The following is a 20,424-nucleotide window of genomic DNA, read 5'->3' on the forward strand; positions in this document are numbered from 1 at the left end:
GTCAGGCCCCCTTCGCCGGGACGATCTGGAGGTAGATCGCGGTGAGCACCATGTTGACGAAGAAGAGGAGGAGGAAGGTGATGACGACGGACTGGTTGACGGCGTCGCCGACACCCTTGGGGCCGCCGCGCGGATTCAGGCCCCGGTGGGCGGCGACGATGCCGGCGAGGAATCCGAAGATCAGTGCCTTGATCTCGCTGATCCAGAGGTCGGGCAGTTGGGCGAGGGCGGAGAAGCCGGAGAGGTATGCGCCCGGGGTGCCGCCCTGCATGATGACGTTGAAGAAGTAGCCGCCGAGGGTGCCGACGACGGAGACCATGCCGTTGAGGAGCACCGCGACGAGCATGGTCGCGAGCACGCGGGGCACGACGAGCCGCTGGACGGGCGAGACGCCCATGACCTCCATGGCGTCGAGCTCCTCGCGGATCTTCCGCGAACCGAGGTCGGCGCAGATGGCGGAGCCGCCGGCGCCGGCGATGAGCAGGGCCACGATCAGCGGGCTGGCCTGCTGGATGACGGCGAGGACGCTGGCGCCGCCGGTGAACGACTGGGCGCCGAGCTGCTGGGTGAGCGAGCCGACCTGGAGGGCGATGACCGCGCCGAACGGGATCGACACCAGGGCGGCGGGCAGGATGGTGACGCTCGCGACGAACCAGAACTGCTCGACGAACTCCCGGAACTGGAAGGGCCGCCGGAAGACGTCGCGGGACACGGTGACGGCGAGCGCGAAGAGCTCGCCGCTCTCGCGGAGGGGCGCGAGCAGGCGCGAGGGCGCCGGGGCGTGAGGGTTCGGGGCTTCGGCCGGTACGGGCTCGGACGGTACGGGCCCGGCCGGTACGGGCCCGGACGGTACGGGCCCGGCCGGTACGGGCTCGGACGGTACGGGCTCGGGCGCCGGGGCCTTGACGGGCGGGGCGCCGGGCGCCGGGTGTTCGGGGGTCATGAGGCGGGACCGCCGGCCGGGGCGTAACTGCGCAGGATGGCCGACCTGGCGGCTTCCGGGAGGTCCGACAGCATCCCGAGGACCCTCTCGCGACGGCGCAGTACGGCCGCGCGGGTCGGCATGCCGGGCGAGGGCTCCAACTGCGGTGCCAGCGGACGGGGTTGCGGCGGGTACGGAGCGGAGGCGCGCTGTTCGCGCGCGAGGGTCGCGGCGTCCTTCTCCTCCGACATGCCGATCGGCCCCTCGCGCCGTCCGGCGAGGAATTGAGCCACGACCGGCTCGTCGCTGGTGAGCAGCACTTCGCGCGGCCCGAAGGTGACGAGCCGGCGCCGGAAGAGCATCCCCATGTTGTCGGGAACGGTCGCCGCGATGTCGAGATTGTGCGTGACGATGAGCATCGTCGCGTCGATCTGCGCGTTCAGGTCGATGAGCAGCTGTGAGAGATACGCGGTGCGCACGGGGTCGAGCCCGGAGTCGGGTTCGTCGCACAGGATGATGTGCGGGTCCAGGACCAGCGCCCGGGCCAGGCCCGCGCGTTTGCGCATGCCGCCGGATATCTCGCCGGGGAGTTTCCCTTCGGCGCCGATGAGGCCGACCATGTCCATCCGCTCCATGACGATGCGGCGGATTTCGGACTCCTTCTTGCGGGTGTGTTCGCGGAGCGGGAACGCGACGTTGTCGAAGAGCGTCATCGAGCCGAAGAGGGCTCCGTCCTGGAACATCAGACCGAAGAGCTTGCGGGTTTCGTAGATGTCGCGTTCCGGGCTGTTGACCATGTCGACACCATTGATGAGGACGCGGCCGCGCTCGGGTTTGACGAGCCCGATGATGGATTTCAGGAAGACGGTCTTCCCGGTGCCGGAGGGCCCGAGCATGACGCTTACCTCACCGGCGGGCAGGGTGAGGGTCACGTCCTGCCAGATGTTCTGTTTGCCGAAGGATTTGGTGAGCCCTTCGACGACCACTTCTGTTCCCATCCCACCACAACTCCAGACAGACGCCGCTCGTGCTGAGGAAGTGACAAAAGTGCACCGGGGAAAGCGCACGTTACGGTGACGGTGAAGGCACGGACAAGCGTTCCGCCGGCGCTTTCCGGGGTGACCCGCGCGTTTGTCATCGAGTGACAGATCCGCCGGCGGAATTTGTCGCCCGGTGCGTATCGGCCGGGACGCCCCACCCTCAGCGCTCGGGCCGCGGCCTCGGCGGGTCGGGGCAGTGCGGGCTGCCGGGCGCGCAGAGCGGGCCCTGCGTCATCTTCATGTAGTTGCCCGCGCCGGAGAGCGACGCGGTGAAGAGCCGGTCCAGGTCCTCACCCGTCCGCACTCCCGCCCCCGCCCCCGCGCCCGCCCCTGCTCCGGCGCCTGCTCCCGCCCGGCATCCGCGGAAGTCCGGGAGCGTCGCGGTGGCCGTCAGCGGGCCGCCACCGGCGACGGTGTACCCGTGGGGCCGGCCGTCGACGTCGTTGTAGCCGCGGCCGGTCAGGACCAGGTCCATGGGGCGGGCCGAGCGACAACGGGGGCCGACGTCGAGGGGGGTGCCGTTGACCTTCACGTCGTACAGCCGGATCCAGACCTTGCCGGTGACCGTGGACACCTCCGGCTGCCGCCCCTGCTCGTCCAGGGGGTAGCCGTGGGTGACGATCTCCATCGGCCCGACCGCGGTCAGCTCCACGGTGGCGGTGGTGGGCATGAAGCCGAAGGTCAGGAAGGTCGAGGTCGCGGGCGGAAGTTGCGGCTTTCCGCGGTGATCGAACCGGACATCGCTGTAGACGGCGAAATACGGCCCTTCCGGAGGGTTGCAGGTGAGCAGCTGATAGGCCTTCAGCATGTTCACGCGCAACATGCCCGGCTCTTTGAGGAAAATGGCCCCACCGAGCTTCCGGACATTCGAGTAGCCGGCGATGTATCCGTGCGCCGGAGTCGGTTCCAGCGGGAAGGGCGGTTCTTCGACGCATTCCCCTCCGTCACCCTTTTCGCCGGCCCTTCCACCGGCCCCTCCGTCGGCCTTTCCGTCGGCCTTGCCGCCCCCGGGCTCTTCGCCGCGGCCGGGCTGCTGCGCCGGGCCGCCCGGCTCCTCCACCACCGGAGGCCTCGGCCGCTCCCCCGGGTCGGGCCCGGACGGCGTCGCGGGGACGGTCGCCGCCGTCACGGCGACCCGCGCGAACTCGGTCTTCTCGCCCGGCTCGGGTGTGCACGCGAGGGACAGGTTCGGCGGTGTGGTGGGCCGGTCGTCCGCCCCCCGCGCCAGCAGGTCCAGCGAGACGGCGCCGGCCGAAAAGGCGAGTTCACCCGCGGAACGGGCGGTGACCGTCGGCACGGCGCCCCGCGCCTCGATCGTGTACTCGCCCTGCGCGGGCACGGCCGTCTCCGGGGCCGACAGCTGCGCCCAGGGCGCCTCCACGGTCTCGGAATCCGGGGCGTCCTGGGTGACGAGCGTGGTGAGGCGGGCGACCCCGCCGGTCTTCGCCGCGCCCACTGCGGCGAGATCGGCGACCGCCTCCGGCGACAGGCGCACGCCCACGGTGACGGATTCCGCCTGGACGGGCCGTCCGGCCCGCACCTGCCGGGGCAGGACCGCCGAGATCCGCACCGTCGCGACCCGCTCCCCGCCGCCGCCCGGCAGGACGCAGCGGTAGGCGAGGGCCCGGTCCACGGTCTGCCCGCCCTCGTCGGCGGCGGCGCCCGTACCGACGCCCGTACCGGGAACGAGCCCCGCGACCAGTACGACGGCCCCCATCGCCACCGTACGGCGCAGGCCCCGTCGCCCGTGCGCTGCCTCGCTCATACCGTCGCGCCCTCTCTCGAAGTCCCGAAGTCCGAAGTCCGAAGCCCGAAGTCCCGGAGTCCCGAAGTCCCGGAGTCCCGGAATCCGAAGCCCCGGAGTCCCGACCGCGCGGCCGGACGTGAGCCGTCCGCGCGGCGGGGCAGCAGTCGGCCGTCCGCCCCTCGACGGGCCTTACGGGCTGGTGACCGTGAGGATGGGCGTGACCTTGTACTGGGCGCGGAACGTCGCCACGTTGCCGTTGTTCAGCAGACCGGCGCACGCACCGGTGACCTCGGAGATCGTCAGGGCGGGCGTCGCGTCGTCCGCGATGCTCAGGACACCGGTGGCGTTCGTGTACGAACCGGTGTTGGCCGCCCCCTTGATGCGTGCGGAGCAGGTGCCGGCGATGCTGGTGCCGGTCAGCTTGACGTCGATGGCGGTGATGTTGCCCTTGGTCACACCCGCGCTGTACGTGCTGCCGTTGAGTGACATGGGGGCGTTGCTCGTGGCGATCCAGGTGGAGCCGAGCGGGCCGGTGCACTTGGAGGCCGAGTTGCCGAAGGTGGCGTTCTGGATGATGGCCAGGCCGATGCCGTCGGAGTCGACGCCGTCCACGGCGGTGCCGGACGCGGCGATGGTCCGACAGGTGACCTGCGCGCCGGTGGACTTGTTGGTGAGCACCGCCGTCGTCCCGGCGACGTTCACGGCGGTGAACTTGTCGTCGGCGGCGGGGTTGGTGACGGTCCACGAGGCCTGTGCGGCCGCCGAGGCATTGGTGGCGGTGACTCCGGCCGCGCCGAGGAGCGCGGCGGCGGCGATGGCGGACAGTTTCGTCATGCGTCGCATGGGTGTTCCCTCCTGGGGATTCGGGCGTACCCGATGGACCGCTTTCCGTCCCCGCGCGGCTCTTTCGGGTGGGGGGTACGGAAAGCGTGAGCGGCTCACTTCTCAGAACGCGGCGCCGATATGTCCCGCTCCATCGGCCGCCGGGCGTAAGCACCTTGCGCCAGTGACGCTACGAGCGGGTAACCAAGCGCGCAATACTCGGCCGACGGTTTTCCGCGGCGCCCTTACTCGCCGGTATTTTCTTGTCGTCACCGGAGCAGATCGCCACGCTTTCTTGTTGAGAAGTGAGCAGCTCCCCGTCGCTCCCGTCTTCGGCCCTCGCCGGGTCCGGCCACCCCCCAGGCCACCCCGGGGCCGCCCCGGGCCGCCCGCGGCAATCCCCGGCGCCCCCGGCCACCGTCCGGCTTCGGCCAAATCACCGCGGCGGACCCCCGGTGGCTGTCCCAACTACTGCGCGGCCCGGACCTCCTGGACTATGTTCGGGCCCCCACGAAGTGCCACCGGAAGTGCTCGGACCGTCGATCCGCGGGAGCGCTCTCACCGCCCACGCCCGCTCCCACCCCCACCGGACGTCCGGAGAACGAGGGGACAGCCGCATGCCCAGAACCACCCAGCCGTCGGACGCGGGCGAGCCGCTGGGGCAGCTCCCCCAGGAGTTCGCCGCCATCATCAGGCCCGAACTGCCCAGCCTGGTCACGGAGATCGGCATCGAGGTCACCCGGGCCTACCCCGAGTACGCGCGATTACTCAACGGCCCCTACCGGCAGGCGCTCCAGTACGGCGTCGAGCAGAACATCGCCGCCTTCGCCGAGCGTGTCGCCTCCCCTTCCGCCCCCACGACGCTGCGCGACGAAGTGTGCCGCCGGTTCGGCCGGTTCGAGGCGTACGAGGGCCGGAGCCTGGAGACCCTCCAGGGCGCGTACCGCCTCGGCGCCCGGGTCGCGCTGCGGCGCGCGAAGAAGGTCGGCCGGCGCTACAACCTCTCCCCGACGCTGCTGCTGAGCTTCGCCGACGCCCTCTTCGCGTACGTCGACGAGCTGGAAGCGCTCTCCCGCGAGGGCTACCTGGAGGTGCGGGCGCAGGCCGACGCGCGCTCGGAGCTGCTGCGGAGAAGGCTGCTGCACCTCGTGCTGTCGGGGCCGCCCCTGCCGCGTACGGCCCTCACCGAGTTGTGCGAGCAGACGGGCTGGACGCTGCCCGAGCTGGTCACACCGGTGGCGCTGCGCTCCCCCGCAACGCTCCCCCCGTCGGTGCTGGACAACGATGTCCTGCTGGACCCGGCCGACCCGCAGCCGCTGCTGCTCATTCCCGGCGCCGTGGACGACGCCCGCCGCCGCATGCTGGAGGCGGCCCTGCCGGCCGTACGCGCCGCCGTGGGCCTCACCGTGCCGACCGCCTCCGCCGCCGACTCGCTGCGCTGGGCACGGCGCGTGCTGGAGCTCATCGACACGGAGGCCATCGAGGACCGGGCGCTGGCCTTCTGCGCGGACCACCTGGTGACGCTGTGGCTGCTCGCCGATCCCGCGCTCACCGAACAGCTCGCCGAACGTGAACTGGCGCCGCTCGCCGCGCTCACCCCGACCCGCCGCTCCCGGCTCGTCGAGACGTTGCGGGTCTGGCTGGAAACCCGCGGAACGGCGGCCCAGATGGGCCGGCTGCTGGAGGTGCACCCGCAGACGGTGCGCTACCGGATGCGGAGCCTGGAGCACCGGCTGGGCGGGCGGCTCACCGATCCGGAGGCCCGGTTCGCGCTGGAGGCGGTGCTGCGGGCCCTCCATCTGCGGAGCGGGCGGCCGGGCGGCCGGGGCCGCTGATCGGAGGGCGTACGCGCCCGTGACTGGTGCGCCCGGGTGAGAAACGGTTGCAGCACAGATACAAACCCGCGGGAAAACCGGGATACGCGTCCTGTACTCATGGAGGGAGCACCGCATCGGACCGCTGCCGCCGAGCAGCGGGCAGCAAGCAGCAAAGGACCTGACGTGACCGCCTCGCCCCTCGTGCCCGTCCCGATCCCCGACCGTGTCGCCGCCCTGATCGGGTCGTGCATGCCGATCGGCATCCTGCAGGCGGAGATCGACGCCGAGTGCGCGGCCCGCGAGGTCCGCCGCTTCCGCTTCCCGATGTGTCAGGAGGACCAGGCGGACCGCGAGCACGCGCTGGCGCTGCTGGCCAGGGCCAACAAGGTGCTCGGCGCATACAACCCGGGCCTGCTCCTGCGGCCGGGCGGGGCCGCCCTCTGAGCCCGCCGGGGCGCGTGCCACAGTGATCCCATGATCACCATCGGAAAGCTGGAACCGTCCGACCGGGAGGCCTGGGAGGCGCTCTTCCGCGCGTACATCGACTTCTACCAGAGGGTGGAGCCGCCGCAGATGTACGAGCGGGCCTGGCGTGAGTTCCAGGCCGACACGCGGATGCACGCCCTCGGGGCCCGGCTGGACGGCCGCCTCGTGGGCATCACCCACTTCTTCGTGCACGCCAACACCTCGGGTCCGGACGTGTGTTACCTCCAGGACCTGTTCACCGCGGCCGACGTACGCGGCAGGGGCGTGGCGCGGGAGCTGATCGCCGCCGTGACCGAGTGGGCGCGCGAGCAGGGCTGCGTGCGGGTGTACTGGAACACGCACGAGTCCAACGCGACGGCCCGGCGGCTGTACGACAAGGTGGCCGAGAACCGGGGCTTCATCCGGTACCAGATCGAACTGACCTAGGGCCTGATCCGGAGGACAGGCCCTAGGGGGTGTCACCGGTCCGGACCGTGCCCGCATGCGCGGGTGCTCCGCCGGTGTGAGGGTGCAAGCGTGACGACGACCACGCAGCAGGGGCCGGTGGCGACGCCGCCGGTGCTCGACGCCCGGCAGCGGAACATCGTCTTCGTGACGATCATGCTCGGGGTGCTGCTGGCCGCGCTCGACCAGACGATCGTCGGTACGGCGCTGCCCACGATCGTCGCGGACCTGGGCGGCGCCGCGCACATGTCGTGGGTCGTCACCGCGTACCTGCTGGCGGAGACGGTCGCCACCGTCCTGGTCGGCAAGTTCGGCGACCTCTTCGGGCGGAAGGTCGTCTTCCAGGTCTCGGCGGTCGTCTTCGTCGCCGGTTCGTTCCTGTGCGGCCTGGCCGCCAACATGCCGCTGCTGATCCTCTGGCGCGGGGTACAGGGCGTCGGCGCGGGCGGGCTGATGGTGACGTCCATGGCGCTGATCGCGGACGTCATCCCGCTGCGCGAGCGCGGGAAGTACCAGGGCGCGATCGGCGCGGTCTTCGGGGTGTCGACGGTGATCGGACCGCTGCTCGGCGGGCTGTTCACCGACCACCTGTCCTGGCGGTGGGCGTTCTACGTCAACGTCCCCATCGCCGTCGTCGTGGTGCTCGCGGCGGCCCGCACCATCCCGGCCGTCAGGTCCCCGTCCCGGCCGGTCATCGACTACCCCGGCATCGCCCTCGTCGCGGTCGGGGCGAGCGCGCTGATCCTCGCCACCAGCTGGGGCGGCAACGAGTACGCGTGGGGTTCGCCGGTCATCGTCGGGCTGTTCGTGGGCGGGCTCGTCGCGCTCGCGCTGTTCTGCGTGGCTGAAACGCGGGCCGTGGAGCCGATGCTGCCGATGCGGCTGTTCGGCAATCCGGTCTTCACCGTGTGCTCGGTGCTCAGCTTCATCGTGGGCTTCGCCATGCTCGGCGCGATGATCTTCCTTCCGTCGTACCTCCAGTACGTCGACGGCGACTCGGCCACCGTCTCCGGCGTCCGTACGCTGCCCCTGGTCATCGGGCTGCTCATCGCCTCCGTCTACAGCGGCAACGTGACCAGCAAGACCGGCCGCTACCGGGTCTTCCCGATCGTCGGCTCGCTGGTGATGGCGGTCGGGCTCTACCTGCTGTCCCTGATGGGGCGCGGGACGGACGCCTGGCTGGAGTCGCTGTACATGTTCGTGCTCGGCATCGGGATCGGCCTGTGCATGCAGGTGCTGACGATCGCCGTGCAGAACACCGTGGAGTACGCGGACCTCGGCACGGCCACCTCGGGCGTGACCTTCTTCCGCACGCTCGGCATGTCCTTCGGTACGGCGGTCTTCGGGACGATCTACGCCAACGCCCTGGCGCCGAACCTGCGGCAGGGCATCGGCGAGGCGGTGGCGGACGTTCCGGGCCCGGCGGCCCCGGCGGAGGCGGCGGCGCTGGCCCGCGCGGCACTCAGCCCGCAGGGTGTGCACGGGCTGCCGGTCGAACAGGCGGTGCCTCTGGTCGAGGCGTACGCGGACACCCTGCACACGGTGTTCCTGTGGACGGTGCCGGTGGCCGTGGTCGGCTTCGTGGTGTCGCTGTTCCTGCGGCAGGTACGGCTACGGGACGCGGCGCGCGTCACGGCGTCGGACATGGGCGAGGGGTTCTCGTCGCCGGTGGCGACGGCGGACTCGGCGCGGCTGCTGGAGCTGGCGGTGGGCAGGCTGCTGCGCCGGGTGGACCTGACGACGGTGCGGCGGGTGATCGAGGACTCCGACACACGGCTGGACGTGGCGGGCGCGTGGGCGGTGATGCAGGTGGAGCTGTTCACCCGCCTGGTGGGGCACGCGAGCCTGGGGCTGATCGCGGCGCGGCGGCGGGTGCCTCCGGAGGTGCTGGTTCCGGTCTTCGACCGGATGGCCGAGGAGGGGTACCTGACCCGGGCCGGGCACCTGTTCTCCCTCACCCAGGCGGGGGCGCGGGAGGCGGCGGTGATCAGCGATGCGTGGGCGCGCTGGCTGACGGACCGGCTCGAACGGGACAGCGACCGCCCGAGCGGCCCGGAACTTCGGGCGGCGACGGACACGATCGCCAAGCGCATGCTGGCGGAGGACCTGGCATCGGCCGACACCGCGCGGACCAGTGCCTGACCGGTCCCTGACCGGTGCCTGGCCGGTCCCTGACCGGTCCCTGACCGGTGTCTGGCCAGGGCTGATCAGTCGAGGAACGTCCCGTCCACGTAGACCCAGGCCCCGTCCTCCTTCTCGAACCGGCTCCGCTCGTGGAGCGCGCCGGGCTCGCCGCCGTGGGTGTAGCGGGCGACGAAGGTGACGGTGCCGGTCGTGTGGAACAGGGTGCCGTCCGTGGCCTCGGTGACCTCCAGCCCCGTCCAGCGCATGTCGGGGTCGAACTCCACGCGCGGCGGCCTCGTACGCGCGGCCCAGGTGCGCAGCAGGTACGGCTCGTCGCGGACGACGAAGGCGCTGTAGCGCGAGCGCATCAGCGACTCCGCGGTCGGGGCGTGGGCCTCCCCCGCGTGGAACCGTCCGCAGCAGGCCCCGTACGCGTCCCCGCGCCCGCAGGGGCAGGGCGCGTCGGCCCGTACGGCGGAGACCGCCGGTGCGGGGCGCGGTGGGGTGGTACGTCGGGGGGTGCGTCGGGCCATACGCCCCATTCTGCCCCGACGCGACGGAGCGGGCGCCGCCGGGTCGCGCGCCGCCGGGAACCGGGCGACGCGTAAGGAGAGTTCATGAGCCGACGGGGAAAACGTACGGGGACCGCCCACACGCCGCCGTGGCACACAGTCACGAGAACCCTACAGGTTGGCTGCGTACTGTCATACGGATCGAGAGCCGGCACGACGATGAACAAGATGATGAGACGAGGGAGAACCATGCACCCTTTCGCTTACGCCTACGCCCGTCCGCAGGAGAGCGCGGACGACGTCGACGTCACGGAGCTGTACACCTACGATGCCGCGCGCCAGCTGAACGTGCTGCCGGACGGCCGCCCCGCCATCGCCGAGCCCGCGATCCTGCTGGCCGCCGGCACCACCACGTCCAAGGCCGGTTCCCAGACCCACTTCGACGACTGAGCGGCCGGCGGCCCGCTCATGACCGTACTGATCCTGACCAGCCCTCAGGACGTCACGGCCGACATGGTGGTGGACAAGCTGCAGGCCCGGGGCGTCCCCCTGGTACGCCTCGACCCCGCCGACCTCCCGGGTGAGGTGGACCTGTCGGCCGAGTACGTACGCGGCGACTTCTACGGCTATCTGTCGGCGCAGGGCCGGATGGTCAGCTCCCGGGCCCTGCGCTCCATATGGATGCGCAGACCCGGCGAGCCGGCGGCGCACGCGCCCGAGCGCTCGGACTGGCTCGGTGCCGAGACCGCGCAGGCGTTGTACGGAATGCTGTACTCCACCACGGCACGCTGGATGAACCACCCCCGGCAGGCGGCGCAGGCCCGGCACAAGCCGTGGCAGCTGCGGCTCGCGCACCACAGCGGTTTCGCCGTGCCGCCCACCGTCGTCACGACCTTCCCGCGGGTGGCCGAGGAGTTCGCGGCGACGTACGGGCCGGTCGTGGTCAAGTCCCTCTCGGGGCCGCCGCGCGGCGGACCGCCGGTCGAGCTCCCGACCACGCTGCTCGGGCCCGGTACGGACTTCGCCGGCGTCGCGGCCGGCCCCACCCTGCTCCAGCAGTACGTGCCCAAGCGGGCCGACCTGCGGGTCACCTATGTGGGCGGACGGCTCTTCGCCGCCCGGAAGTCGTCCGCGCCCGGCCAGGTCGACGGGCGCTACGGCGACACCGGGCACCCCTGGCAGCCGGCCGAGGTACCGGACCGGATCGTCCGGGGCGTGCGCGACTACACGGACCTGGCCGGACTGGCGTACGCCGCCTTCGACTTCGCCGAGGACCTGGAGGGGCTGTGGTGGTTCCTGGAGTGCAACCAGGGCGGGCAGTTCGGCTTCGTGGAGGCGGAGACGGGCCAGCCGATCGCCGAGGCGGTCGCCTCCTGGCTGGCGCCGCATCACCCATCGGAGCGAACATGATCGAAGGTTCGCCCACCGGCGGCCGTGCGGGTGGCACCCTCTCGGACCATGACCGACACCAGCAGCAAGGCACATCTCTCGGCCCTCCGGGAGTTCCGGAGCATGGACGCGGACGGGGACGGCTCCGTCGGCCGCGACGACTTCCTGCGGGCCCCGCGCAGGCTCCTGGAGGAGCTCGGCATCCAGGAGGACGCGGGCAAGGGCCGCGCCCTCATGGACGCCAACGAGCGGCAGTGGGGCTTCCTGCTCTCGATCGCCGACAAGGACGAGGACGGCACCCTGACGGTCGACGAGTACACGGCCGCCCGCACCTCGCCCTCCTTCCGCGCCCCGCAACACCAAGGCGAGGGTGACGTCTCCGGGACACTGTTCGACGTCCTGGACGCGGACGGCGACGGCTCGATCGACCGCGACGAGTTCGTACGGGCGGCGGACTTCCTCGGCATGACCGCCGACGAGGCCGGGGAGTACTTCGCGCGGCTCGACGCCGACGGCAGCGGACGGGTCGACGGCAAGGAGTTCCTGAAGGCGGTGAAGCGCTTCTACACCAGCTGACCCCGGGCAACCCCCGGGCGGCCTCCGGGCGGCCCCGGACGTCCTCGCCCCGCCCCGCCTGGCGGAAACCGGCCAATGTGCGCCCAGTGCACTCCTGATCGGTTCCGGGCCGGGCGGGGCGGCCCTATGCTCCTGCGACCAACGTGACCGTTACCGCGGGTAAGGGGTGGGGCATGGAGCGTACGGGTACGACACGGCGTGGTTTCGTGGCGGGGGCCGCAGCAGCGGCCGGGGCCGTGGGGGCGGGGCTCCTCCCGGCCGGCCCCGCAGCGGCGGCCCCCGCGAAGGACTCGGCGGAGGCCGCGGCGGAAGGCGCGGCCGGCCGGTCCGTCGCGGTGTTCGGCGGCGGCGTCGCCGGCCTCACCGCCGCGCACGAGCTCGCGGAACGCGGCTTCCGGGTGACCGTCTACGAACGGCGCGCGCTCGGCGGCAAGGCGCGCAGCTTCGACGTACCGGGCAGCGCGAGGGGCGGGCGCAGACCGCTCCCCGCCGAGCACGGGTTCCGGTTCATCCCGGGCATCTACCACAACCTGCCGGACACGATGCGGCGCATCCCGTACCCCGGCAACGCGCGCGGTGTCTTCGACAACCTCGTCGCACCGCCCGAGATGATGTTCGCCCGCACCGGCCGCGAGGACCTGCGGATGGCCATCCCCTGGCCCGGGCACAAGCCGGCCGCCCTCACGCTCGACGACGTCCGCCGGGCGCTGACCGCCCTCGTCGAGACGGCCGCCGGGCTGCCGCCGCACGAGACCGCGTACTTCGTCAACCGCGCGCTCGTCTTCCTCACCAGCTGCGACGAGCGGCGCGACGAGGTGTGGGAGCGTACGCCGTGGTGGGACTTCACCCGGGCCGCGCGGATGTCGGAGACGTACCAGCGGATCCTCGCCATCGGCGTCACCCGCAACATCGTCGCGACGAAGGCCGAGGAGGCCAGCACCCGCACCGTCGGCACCCTCGGCGAGGCGTTCGTCTTCAACGCGCTCGGCCGCGGCGCGGACGGCCCCCCGGACCGCATCCTCAACGCCCCCACCAACGAGGCGTGGATCGACCCCTGGGAGGCCCACCTCCGCTCCCTCGGCGTGGAGTTCAGGATCGGCTGGACGCTGCGCGAGGTGCTGTACGGGGACGGGCGGGTCGGCGGCGCGCTGGTCGAGGACCCGGACGGGGTGCGCAAAAACGTCACCGCGGACCACTACGTCTGCGCGCTGCCGGTCGAGCACGCCCGCCGCACCTGGGGTCCGGCGCTGCGCGCGGCGGATCCGCAGCTGGCGCGGTGCGACAAGCTCCAGACGGACTGGATGACGGGCATCCAGTTCTATCTGACCGAGCGCCCGCCGCTCGTCCACGGCCACCTGAACTGCATCGACTCGCCCTGGTCGCTCACCGCCATCGCACAGGCCGAGCACTGGCCGCACCGGGACTTCCCCGCCGACTACGGCGACGGCGTGGCCGTGGACTGCCTGTCCGTCGACATCTCCGAGTGGGACAAGCCGGGGATCCTGTACGGGAAGACGGCCAAGCAGTGCACGCGCGAGCAGGTGGCCCGCGAGGTGTGGGCCCAGCTGAAGGCGGCGCTCAACGACACGGGCCGTACGGCGCTCAAGGACGGCGCGCTGCACTCCTGGTACCTGGACCCTGGCGTGGACGGCCTCGGCACCCCGAACCCGACCAACGAGGACGAGCTCCTCATCCACCCGGTCGGCACCTTCCACCACCGGCCGTCGGCCGCCACGGCGATCCCCAACTTCTACCTGGCGGGCGACTACGTCTCCGTCGACATCGACCTCGCGACGATGGAGGGCGCCAACGCCGCGGCCCGCCAGGCGGTCAACTCCCTGCTGGACCGCACGGGCTCGACGGCGCCCCGCTGCACGGTCAAGCCGCTGTTCCGCGCCCCGGAGATCGAGCTCCTCAAGCGCCACGACCGCACCCGCTACCGGCTGGGCCTGCGCAACGCCCTCGACCTGGGGTGACGTGGACGGCGTGCTTGTAGCGTTGCCGCCATGAAGCTGACGATTCTGGGCGGTGGCGGTTTCCGCGTACCGTTGGTGTACCGGGCGCTCCTCGGCGACCGCGGGCCGGGCCGGGTCACGCGCGTCACGCTGTACGACGTGGACGCCGGCCGGCTCGCGGCGATCGGCGGGGTACTGGCCGAGCAGGCGGCGGGCGTCCCGGAAGCGCCCGCGGTGAGCACCACCACGGATCTCGACGAGGCCCTGCGCGGCGCCGACTTCGTGTTCTCGGCGATCCGCGTGGGGGGTCTCGCGGGCCGGGCGGCCGACGAGCGGGTGGCGCTCGCCGAGGGCGTGCTGGGTCAGGAGACGGTGGGCGCGGGCGGCATCGCGTACGGGCTGCGCACGGTACCGGTCGCGACGGCGATCGCGCGGCGTGTCGCGGAGGTCGCGCCGGACGCGTGGGTCATCAACTTCACCAATCCGGCGGGGCTCGTGACGGAGGCCATGGCGCGGGTGCTCGGCGACCGGGTGATCGGCATCTGCGACTCCCCCGTGGGCCTGGGGCGGCGCGTGGCGCGGCTGCTGGGTGCCGACCCGGCGGAGGCGTGGTTCGACTACGTGGGCCTCAACCACCTGGGCTGGCTGCGCGGCGTCCGGGTGGGCGGGCGGGACGAGCTGCCGCGGCTGCTGGCGGACCCGGAGGCGCTGGGCTCCTTCGAGGAGGGCCGGCTCTTCGGCGCCGCGTGGCTGCGCTCGCTGGGCGCGATCCCGAACGAGTACCTGCACTACTACTACTTCAACCGGGAGGCGGCCTCGGCCTACCGGGACGCCGAACGGACCAGGGGCGCCTACCTGCGCGACCAGCAGGCGGCCTTCTACGGCTCCCCGTCCCTCGCCACCTGGCACCGCACCCTCGCCGAGCGGGAGGCGACGTACATGGCGGCCAACCGGGCCGCCGCGGGCGCCGGGGAGCGGGCCGCGGAGGACCTGGAGCCGGGCGGCTACGAGCAGGTGGCGCTGGCGCTGATGCGGGCCATCGCGCGCGACGAGCGCGCCACCCTCATCCTGAACGTCCGCAACCGTACGACGCTGTCGGTGCTGGACGCCGACGCCGTGGTGGAGGTGCCCTGCCTCGTGGACGCCAACGGCGCCCATCCGGTGGCGGTGGCGCCGCTTCCGTACCACGCCGTCGGTCTGGTGACGGCGGTGAAGGCGGTGGAACGCGAGGTGCTGGCGGCGGCGGAGAGCGGGTCGCGGGAGGCGGCGGTGAAGGCGTTCGCGCTGCACCCGTTGGTCGACTCGGTGGCGGTGGCGCGGCGGCTGCTGGACGCCTACGTGGCGGAGCACCCGGGCCTGGCGTATCTGGCCAAATCCTAGCCGTGTGGCGCGACAGCGCTCCCTTTACCGGGCGTGGGGCGCACCGTACGCTCCGGCCCCATGGTCTCCCCACGCCTCGGACGGGCCGCCGCGCTGACCGGTGCGGCCGCTCTCCTCGCCACCGCGCTGGTGGGCGCCGGTCCGGCCACCGCCGGGCAGCGCCCACCGGTCACCGAAGCCGCCACCGTCGTGCCCGTACAGACGACGGGTCCGGCCGACCAGCGGTTCAACCTGATCCTGCTCGGCGACGGCTACACCGCCGAGCAGCTGCCCGAGTTCCGGGCGGACGTCGAACAGCACCTCAACGTGCTGTGGAGCATCGAGCCGTTCGCGTCGTACCGCTCGTACGTCAACGTGTGGGCCGTGGAGGTCCCCTCGCGCGATTCGGGCGTGGACTGCGATCCGGGGCTGGACGCCCCGCGCCGCGACACGCCGTTGGGGATGGGCTTCTGGGGCGGCTGCGACGCGGACAGCGTGCAGCGGCTGCTCACCGTGGACGGCGGCGCGGCGAACGCGCTCGCCGACCTCGTCCCCGGTACGACGGGCGCCAACCGGCAGATCGTCGCCCTCGCCCACAGCGACACCTACGGCGGCGCGGGCGGCACGTACGCCACCGCGTCCGGCGGCAACGCCCTGTCCGCCCTGATCACCCCGCACGAGATCGGCCACTCGCTGGGCAGGCTCCAGGACGAGTACGACTACTACGCGCGGGGCGTCCCCGGTGGTGCGTACGAGGGCGGCGAGCCGGCGTCCGCGCACCACACGGTGCTGTCCGAGGCCGCGATGCGGGACCGGCGGGCCAAGTGGTGGCGCTGGCTGGGCGAGGAGAGCGAGTCGGGCGGCGTCATCGGCCGCCACGAGGGCGGGCTGTACAGCACCACGGGGGTGGGGCGCCCCAGCGCGCACTCGATGATGAAGACCCTGGGGTACGCCTTCGACCAGGTCGGCCGCGAGGTGATGGTCCAGGCCATCGCGTCCAAGGTGAACCTGGTGCAGGGGCACACCCCGAACAGGGAGCCGCTCGGCGCGGACCGGACGGTCTGGGTCGAGACCCTGCATCCGAACGGTGGCGAGCTGGACGTGGCCTGGCGGCTGGACGGACGCCCGCTGCGGGCGCTGAGGGGTGTCCGTACGGTCGATCTACGACGGCTGGACCTGGCCCGCGGGACCCACACGCTGACGGCGACGGTGACGGACCCGACGCCGTTCGTACGGGACCCGGCGGTGCGGGCTTCGCCCGCCCTGACCCGTACGGTCACGTGGACGGTGGACACGTCGGTGGTCACGGAGCCGGGTGTGGTGGCGCCGCGGTTCACCGGGCACACGGCGACCGACGCACCCGTGGGCGCCTGGTCGGTGGTGTACGCCGACACCACCCATCCCGACGACCGGACGCTCGCGGTGCGGTGGTCGCTGGACGGGCGGCCCGTGGCGAACCCGGGCAACGACCGGGACCTGGACCTGTCGGCGCTGCGGCTGTCGCCCGGTTCGCACACGCTGACGGCCCGGATCGCGGGCACCTCGGGCCCGGGGGAATCGGGTTCGCAGGGCGAACTGCGCTGGACGGTGGACGCCACTGCGGCGACGGCGGCGTACGAACTCTCGGAGCCGCTGCGCACGGTGCGTCGGCCGGGGCGGCCCGTCGAGTACGTCTACGACGGGCCGTTCACGATGCGGCTCACCGCGCGCGACGACCAGGAGGGGTACGTCGTCCGCCAGTTCCGTGTGGACGGTGACGGCTGGTACACCTACTACGGCTGGCCGACGGACGCGGACGCGCCCTTCCGTTTCACGCCGGGCGGGACGGAGATCGACGGCCTGGTGTACGGGAAGCTGGGCCGCGCGCGTGTGGTCCCGTGGGACGACGCCACGCCGGAGTACGGCACGCACACCGTGGAGTACCGGACGGTCGACGCGGCCGGGAACACCGGCGCGGCGGAGAGGTTCCTCGTCACGCTGGTGCCCCCGGAGGCCCCGTGAGGCCGACGCGGACTACGGCTTGCGGGCGACGCCCGCGTAGCCCGGGATCGGCTCGTCGCCGGCGACCGGGACCACCTCGCCGAGCTCCGGGTGCCAGTCCGCCGTCAGCGACACCCCGGGCTCGACGAGCTCCAGGCCGTCGAAGAACCGCGTGAACTCCTCGCGCGTGCGCGGACGCAGGGTGAGGCCGCGCGCCGTGTACAGGGCGCGGGCCTTGGCGGCGCCCTCCGGGTCGAACTCGCCGGTGACGTGGGAGAGGACCAGGTAGCTGCCGGACGGGAGCTGCTCGACGAGCCGGTGGACCAGTTCGTACGCGCCGTCCTCGTCGTCCACGAAGTGCAGCAGGGCCAGCATGGACAGCGCGATGGGGCGGCCGAAGTCGAGGACCTTGCCCGCCCGCTCCAGGATCACCTCGGGCTCGCGCGCGTCCGCCTGGATGTACTCGGTGGCGCCCTCGGGGGTGGAGCGCAGCAGCGCCTCGGCGTGCGCGAGGACGATGGGGTCGTTGTCGCAGTAGACGATCCGCGACTCGGGGGCCGTCTCCTGGGCGATCTGGTGGAGGTTGGGCTCGGTCGGGATGCCGGTGCCGATGTCCAGGTACTGGCGTACGCCCTGGGCGGCGAGCCACCGGATGGCGCGGTGCATGTAGGCGCGGTTGACCCGGGCCATGTCCCGGCCGCGCGCGTCGACGGTGAGGAGCTGCTTGGCCATCTCCTCGTCGACGGGGTAGTTGTCCTTACCGCCCAGGAACCAGTCGTACATACGGGCCGGGTGGGGCTTGCTCGTGTCGATGTGCACGGTGGCAGGCGGTACGGCGACGGGTTCTTGTCCGGTCATCTGGCGCTCCAGTGGTCGGCTGGGTGGCTGGTCGGTACGTCGGTTGATCCGTCGATCGGCTGGGTTGAGTCGATGGGGATCAGGTGAGCAGGAAGTCGGCCTGTCCGGCCTTGGCTCCCTGGATGAACGCGGCGATCTCGCCGTGGGTGTAGATGAGTGCGGGGCCGTCCGGGTCGGCGGACTGGCGTACGGCGACCCTGCCGTCGGCCAGCTTCATGGCCTCGACGCAGTTGCCGCCGTTGCCGCCGCTCCACGGCTTGTGCCACCCCTCGGCCCCGAGCTCGGCGGCGGGCATGCCGTTGTATATGCGGTCGCGGTCCATTCACAGCTCCTTGCGGAAACCCCGGAGGATCTCCTTCGTACGTGGTGCGGTGGCGGCCTGCGCCGCCATGCGGTCCATGACCTCCAGGTGCGAGGCCACCTCGGTGCGCGCGTCGAGGTAGACCGCGCCGGTCAAGTACTCGCTGTAGACCATGTCGGGCAGTTCCGGCATGGCGAATCGGAAGAGGACGAACGGTCCGTACGTGCCCGGGTGGTGCCCGGTGGCGAACTCGGCGATCTGAAGGGTGACGTTGGGGAGCGCGGTCGCCTCCAGGAGGCGGTCGATCTGCGCGCGCATGACGGCGGGGCTGCCGCCGACGGGCCGGCGCAGCACCGTCTCGTCCATGATCACCCAGAACTTCGGCGCGTCCTGCCGGGTGAGCAGCGACTGCCGTGCCATGCGCAGGGCCACATGGCGTTCGATGTCGTCCGGCCTGACCTGCCCGACGGCTCCGCCGCGCAGGATGGCCCGGGCGTAGTCCTCGGTCTGGAGGAGGCCGGGGACGAACTGCGGTTCGTAGGCCCGGATGAGGCTGGCGGCGCCCTCCAGGCTGACGTACATGCTGAACCAGCTGGGCAGGACGTCGTGGAAACGCTGCCACCAGCCCGGCTTGTTGGCCTCCTCGGCCAGCCGGACGAAGCCGTCGGCCTCGTCGGCGGGGACTCCGTACTCCCGCAGCAGGAGCTGGACGTACGGGATCTTCAGCGAGACCTCCGCCGTCTCCATGCGGCGGATCGTCGCCGGGGCCACGCGGAGCACCTTGGCGGCCTCCTCGCGCTTCAGCCCCGCGCGCTCCCGCAGTTCCTGCAGGCGCTTGCCGAGAACGACCTGTCCCACGGTGGGGGCGGACCGCGGCTCGCTCACTTCAGACCTCCCCACGCGCTGTTTCGACGAGGCGAGTGTGCCATGTGACGGTCAGACAGAACAGCTCACTCTGTAATTTTCAGAGTGCTACTTGCCAAGTGTCGGAGTCGGGAGGAAAGTATTCCGGTGAACCAGTTCACGCGGCAGCCCGCACTCCGCTCCGGGAGAGGCAACGTGCGTACTGCCGCCCCACGTTAGGAAGCGGTCGTGGTCCCTGGTAATGCGCTGACGCCTCATGTCATGGCCGCTCCGCGACCGTGGACCGTTTCCGCATCCGCGTCCGCATCCACAACCGCGTCCGATGCGTATTCCTCTTCCGACGACCGTCACTTCTCCTTCGAACTGCCCGCGCGCGCCCAGTCGGTGGCCCGGGCGAGACGCCTCGCCGACGACCGGCTCGTCCGGTGGCGCCTCGGGGGCGAGGTGCGCGACACGGTCGCACTGGTCGTCTCGGAGCTCTTCACCAACGCCGTGGTGCACACGGCGAGTGGCCGGGTCGTGTGCGAACTGCGCGACGGAGGCGGGCGGTTGCGCATAGCGGTGCAGGACGAGGGCTGTCCGGCGACCGAGCCGCGGCGGCGGCACGTCGACGCCGAGGAGCGGGGGCGGGGGCTGCTTCTCGTGGAGGCGGTGTGCGGCGCGTGGGGCGCACACGACGCCCGGCAGGGCGCCGGGCGCGTGGTGTGGGCGGAACTGGCACTCGATGGCGCCGATAACTCATTCGGTATGGCGGGACCATGCTGAGGTCGATGGCCACGCTGCTCGCCGCGCGTGGCCGCCACGGCCGACCGGACGCTTCGCGGGACCAGGTGCGGCTGACCCCGCCCCCGTCGCTGCCGGCCACGCTGGGCTGCGACGCGGTGGGCGTACCGGCGCGGCACGGGTTCCGGCTGCTGTCGCGGCTGCCCGGCACAGGCTGCGTGTTCGCCGACACCGACTGGTGGTGGTGGATCGTCCCGGCCGGCTCGGACACGGAGCTGCGGTGGCCCCTGCCCGCCTGTTACGCCGCCGACGCCTGCGTACCGGACCGCCGGCCCCGGCTGATCCACCGGCCGGACAGCACCTCGCCGTACACGCCGCCGATCCCCCTGTACCTGATGGTCTGCCAGCTCACCGGCATCGCACCGTCGTGGACGGTGCCGGGGGTCGAGTCCCGGCTCTGAAACGCCTGGTCGAGGGCGTTGTCAGTGGTGCGCGCTACGGTCGT

Annotated in this window: 20 protein-coding genes; 12 read left to right on the forward strand and 8 right to left on the reverse strand. The window is 72.1% G+C overall.

Features of this window, described 5'->3' with window-relative positions; genetic code table 11:
• Position 1: 1 nt before the first annotated feature.
• From ACZ42X_RS03090 to ACZ42X_RS03105, 4 genes are all read right to left on the reverse strand, one after another.
• Positions 2–943 carry an MlaE family ABC transporter permease gene (locus tag ACZ42X_RS03090; protein WP_468283658.1) on the reverse strand — a complete coding sequence of 314 codons (942 nt, stop codon included), beginning with the start codon at positions 941–943 and terminating at the stop codon, positions 2–4.
• Entirely contained in the window at positions 940–1,920 is a 981-nt protein-coding gene (locus ACZ42X_RS03095; RefSeq protein WP_468283660.1) for an ABC transporter ATP-binding protein, read from the reverse strand. Before ACZ42X_RS03095 ends, ACZ42X_RS03090 begins: the two co-directional genes overlap by 4 nt.
• A gap of 202 nt (positions 1,921–2,122) precedes the next feature.
• Positions 2,123–3,727 carry a DUF6801 domain-containing protein gene (locus tag ACZ42X_RS03100; protein ID WP_468283662.1) on the reverse strand — a complete coding sequence of 535 codons (1,605 nt, stop codon included), beginning with the start codon at positions 3,725–3,727 and terminating at the stop codon, positions 2,123–2,125.
• A gap of 171 nt (positions 3,728–3,898) precedes the next feature.
• The gene (locus tag ACZ42X_RS03105; protein ID WP_468283664.1) at positions 3,899–4,552 is read right to left on the reverse strand and encodes a hypothetical protein; all 654 of its coding nucleotides are present in this window, start codon (positions 4,550–4,552) and stop codon (positions 3,899–3,901) included.
• A 596-nt stretch (positions 4,553–5,148) separates the two neighbouring features.
• Here ACZ42X_RS03105 and ACZ42X_RS03110 point away from each other — a divergent pair.
• The 4 genes from ACZ42X_RS03110 to ACZ42X_RS03125 all read left to right on the forward strand — a co-directional run bounded on the left by ACZ42X_RS03110 (position 5,149) and on the right by ACZ42X_RS03125 (position 9,420).
• On the forward strand, positions 5,149–6,366 hold the full coding sequence (locus ACZ42X_RS03110) for a PucR-like N-terminal domain-containing protein (RefSeq protein WP_468283666.1): 1,218 nt from the start codon (positions 5,149–5,151) through the stop codon (positions 6,364–6,366).
• Positions 6,367–6,531: 165 nt separating this feature from the next.
• Positions 6,532–6,792 (forward strand): hypothetical protein, encoded by a 261-nt coding sequence (locus ACZ42X_RS03115; RefSeq protein WP_361415506.1) that lies wholly within the window; start codon positions 6,532–6,534, stop codon positions 6,790–6,792.
• Between the two features lie 30 nt (positions 6,793–6,822).
• Positions 6,823–7,260 (forward strand): GNAT family N-acetyltransferase, encoded by a 438-nt coding sequence (locus tag ACZ42X_RS03120; protein ID WP_468283668.1) that lies wholly within the window; start codon positions 6,823–6,825, stop codon positions 7,258–7,260.
• A 90-nt stretch (positions 7,261–7,350) separates the two neighbouring features.
• Complete coding sequence (locus ACZ42X_RS03125; protein WP_468283670.1) at positions 7,351–9,420, forward strand: MDR family MFS transporter; 2,070 nt, start codon at positions 7,351–7,353, stop codon at positions 9,418–9,420.
• 65 nt (positions 9,421–9,485) lie between these two features.
• Here the strand turns inward: ACZ42X_RS03125 and ACZ42X_RS03130 are convergent, their stop codons facing one another.
• The gene (locus ACZ42X_RS03130) at positions 9,486–9,935 is read right to left on the reverse strand and encodes a YchJ family protein (protein WP_468283672.1); all 450 of its coding nucleotides are present in this window, start codon (positions 9,933–9,935) and stop codon (positions 9,486–9,488) included.
• A gap of 228 nt (positions 9,936–10,163) precedes the next feature.
• On the opposite strand from ACZ42X_RS03130, the gene tgmA reads away from it, so the two are divergent.
• From tgmA to ACZ42X_RS03160, 6 genes are all read left to right on the forward strand, one after another.
• Positions 10,164–10,364, forward strand: a complete 201-nt coding sequence (tgmA, locus tag ACZ42X_RS03135) for a putative ATP-grasp-modified RiPP (protein ID WP_468283674.1) — start codon at positions 10,164–10,166, stop codon at positions 10,362–10,364.
• Between the two features lie 18 nt (positions 10,365–10,382).
• Positions 10,383–11,324, forward strand: a complete 942-nt coding sequence (tgmB, locus tag ACZ42X_RS03140) for an ATP-grasp ribosomal peptide maturase (RefSeq protein ID WP_468283676.1) — start codon at positions 10,383–10,385, stop codon at positions 11,322–11,324.
• 48 nt (positions 11,325–11,372) lie between these two features.
• Positions 11,373–11,879: an EF-hand domain-containing protein gene (locus tag ACZ42X_RS03145; protein ID WP_468283678.1), complete on the forward strand. Its 507-nt coding sequence runs from the start codon at positions 11,373–11,375 to the stop codon at positions 11,877–11,879.
• Positions 11,880–12,052: 173 nt separating this feature from the next.
• Complete coding sequence (locus ACZ42X_RS03150) at positions 12,053–13,855, forward strand: hydroxysqualene dehydroxylase (protein ID WP_468283680.1); 1,803 nt, start codon at positions 12,053–12,055, stop codon at positions 13,853–13,855.
• A gap of 30 nt (positions 13,856–13,885) precedes the next feature.
• Complete coding sequence (locus ACZ42X_RS03155) at positions 13,886–15,214, forward strand: 6-phospho-beta-glucosidase (RefSeq protein ID WP_468283683.1); 1,329 nt, start codon at positions 13,886–13,888, stop codon at positions 15,212–15,214.
• Between the two features lie 60 nt (positions 15,215–15,274).
• On the forward strand, positions 15,275–17,194 hold the full coding sequence (locus ACZ42X_RS03160; RefSeq protein ID WP_468283685.1) for a M64 family metallopeptidase: 1,920 nt from the start codon (positions 15,275–15,277) through the stop codon (positions 17,192–17,194).
• A 12-nt stretch (positions 17,195–17,206) separates the two neighbouring features.
• On the opposite strand, the gene ACZ42X_RS03165 is transcribed toward ACZ42X_RS03160, so the two are convergent.
• The 3 genes from ACZ42X_RS03165 to ACZ42X_RS03175 form a co-directional block, all read right to left on the reverse strand.
• The gene (locus ACZ42X_RS03165) at positions 17,207–18,031 is read right to left on the reverse strand and encodes an SAM-dependent methyltransferase (RefSeq protein WP_468283687.1); all 825 of its coding nucleotides are present in this window, start codon (positions 18,029–18,031) and stop codon (positions 17,207–17,209) included.
• A 79-nt stretch (positions 18,032–18,110) separates the two neighbouring features.
• Positions 18,111–18,353, reverse strand: coding sequence for a DUF397 domain-containing protein (locus tag ACZ42X_RS03170; RefSeq protein ID WP_355357486.1), 243 nt, complete (start codon positions 18,351–18,353; stop codon positions 18,111–18,113).
• The gene (locus ACZ42X_RS03175) at positions 18,354–19,217 is read right to left on the reverse strand and encodes a helix-turn-helix domain-containing protein (RefSeq protein WP_468283689.1); all 864 of its coding nucleotides are present in this window, start codon (positions 19,215–19,217) and stop codon (positions 18,354–18,356) included.
• 207 nt (positions 19,218–19,424) lie between these two features.
• Here ACZ42X_RS03175 and ACZ42X_RS03180 point away from each other — a divergent pair, with 207 nt between their 5' ends.
• A complete protein-coding gene (locus ACZ42X_RS03180; protein WP_468283691.1) occupies positions 19,425–19,961 on the forward strand; it encodes an ATP-binding protein in 537 nt (178 codons plus the stop codon).
• The gene (locus ACZ42X_RS03185) at positions 19,955–20,380 is read left to right on the forward strand and encodes a hypothetical protein (RefSeq protein WP_468283693.1); all 426 of its coding nucleotides are present in this window, start codon (positions 19,955–19,957) and stop codon (positions 20,378–20,380) included. Before ACZ42X_RS03180 ends, ACZ42X_RS03185 begins: the two co-directional genes overlap by 7 nt.
• The last annotated feature ends 44 nt before the right edge of the window (positions 20,381–20,424 follow it).

It is taken from the genome of Streptomyces sp. NPDC030862, from assembly GCF_055571835.1.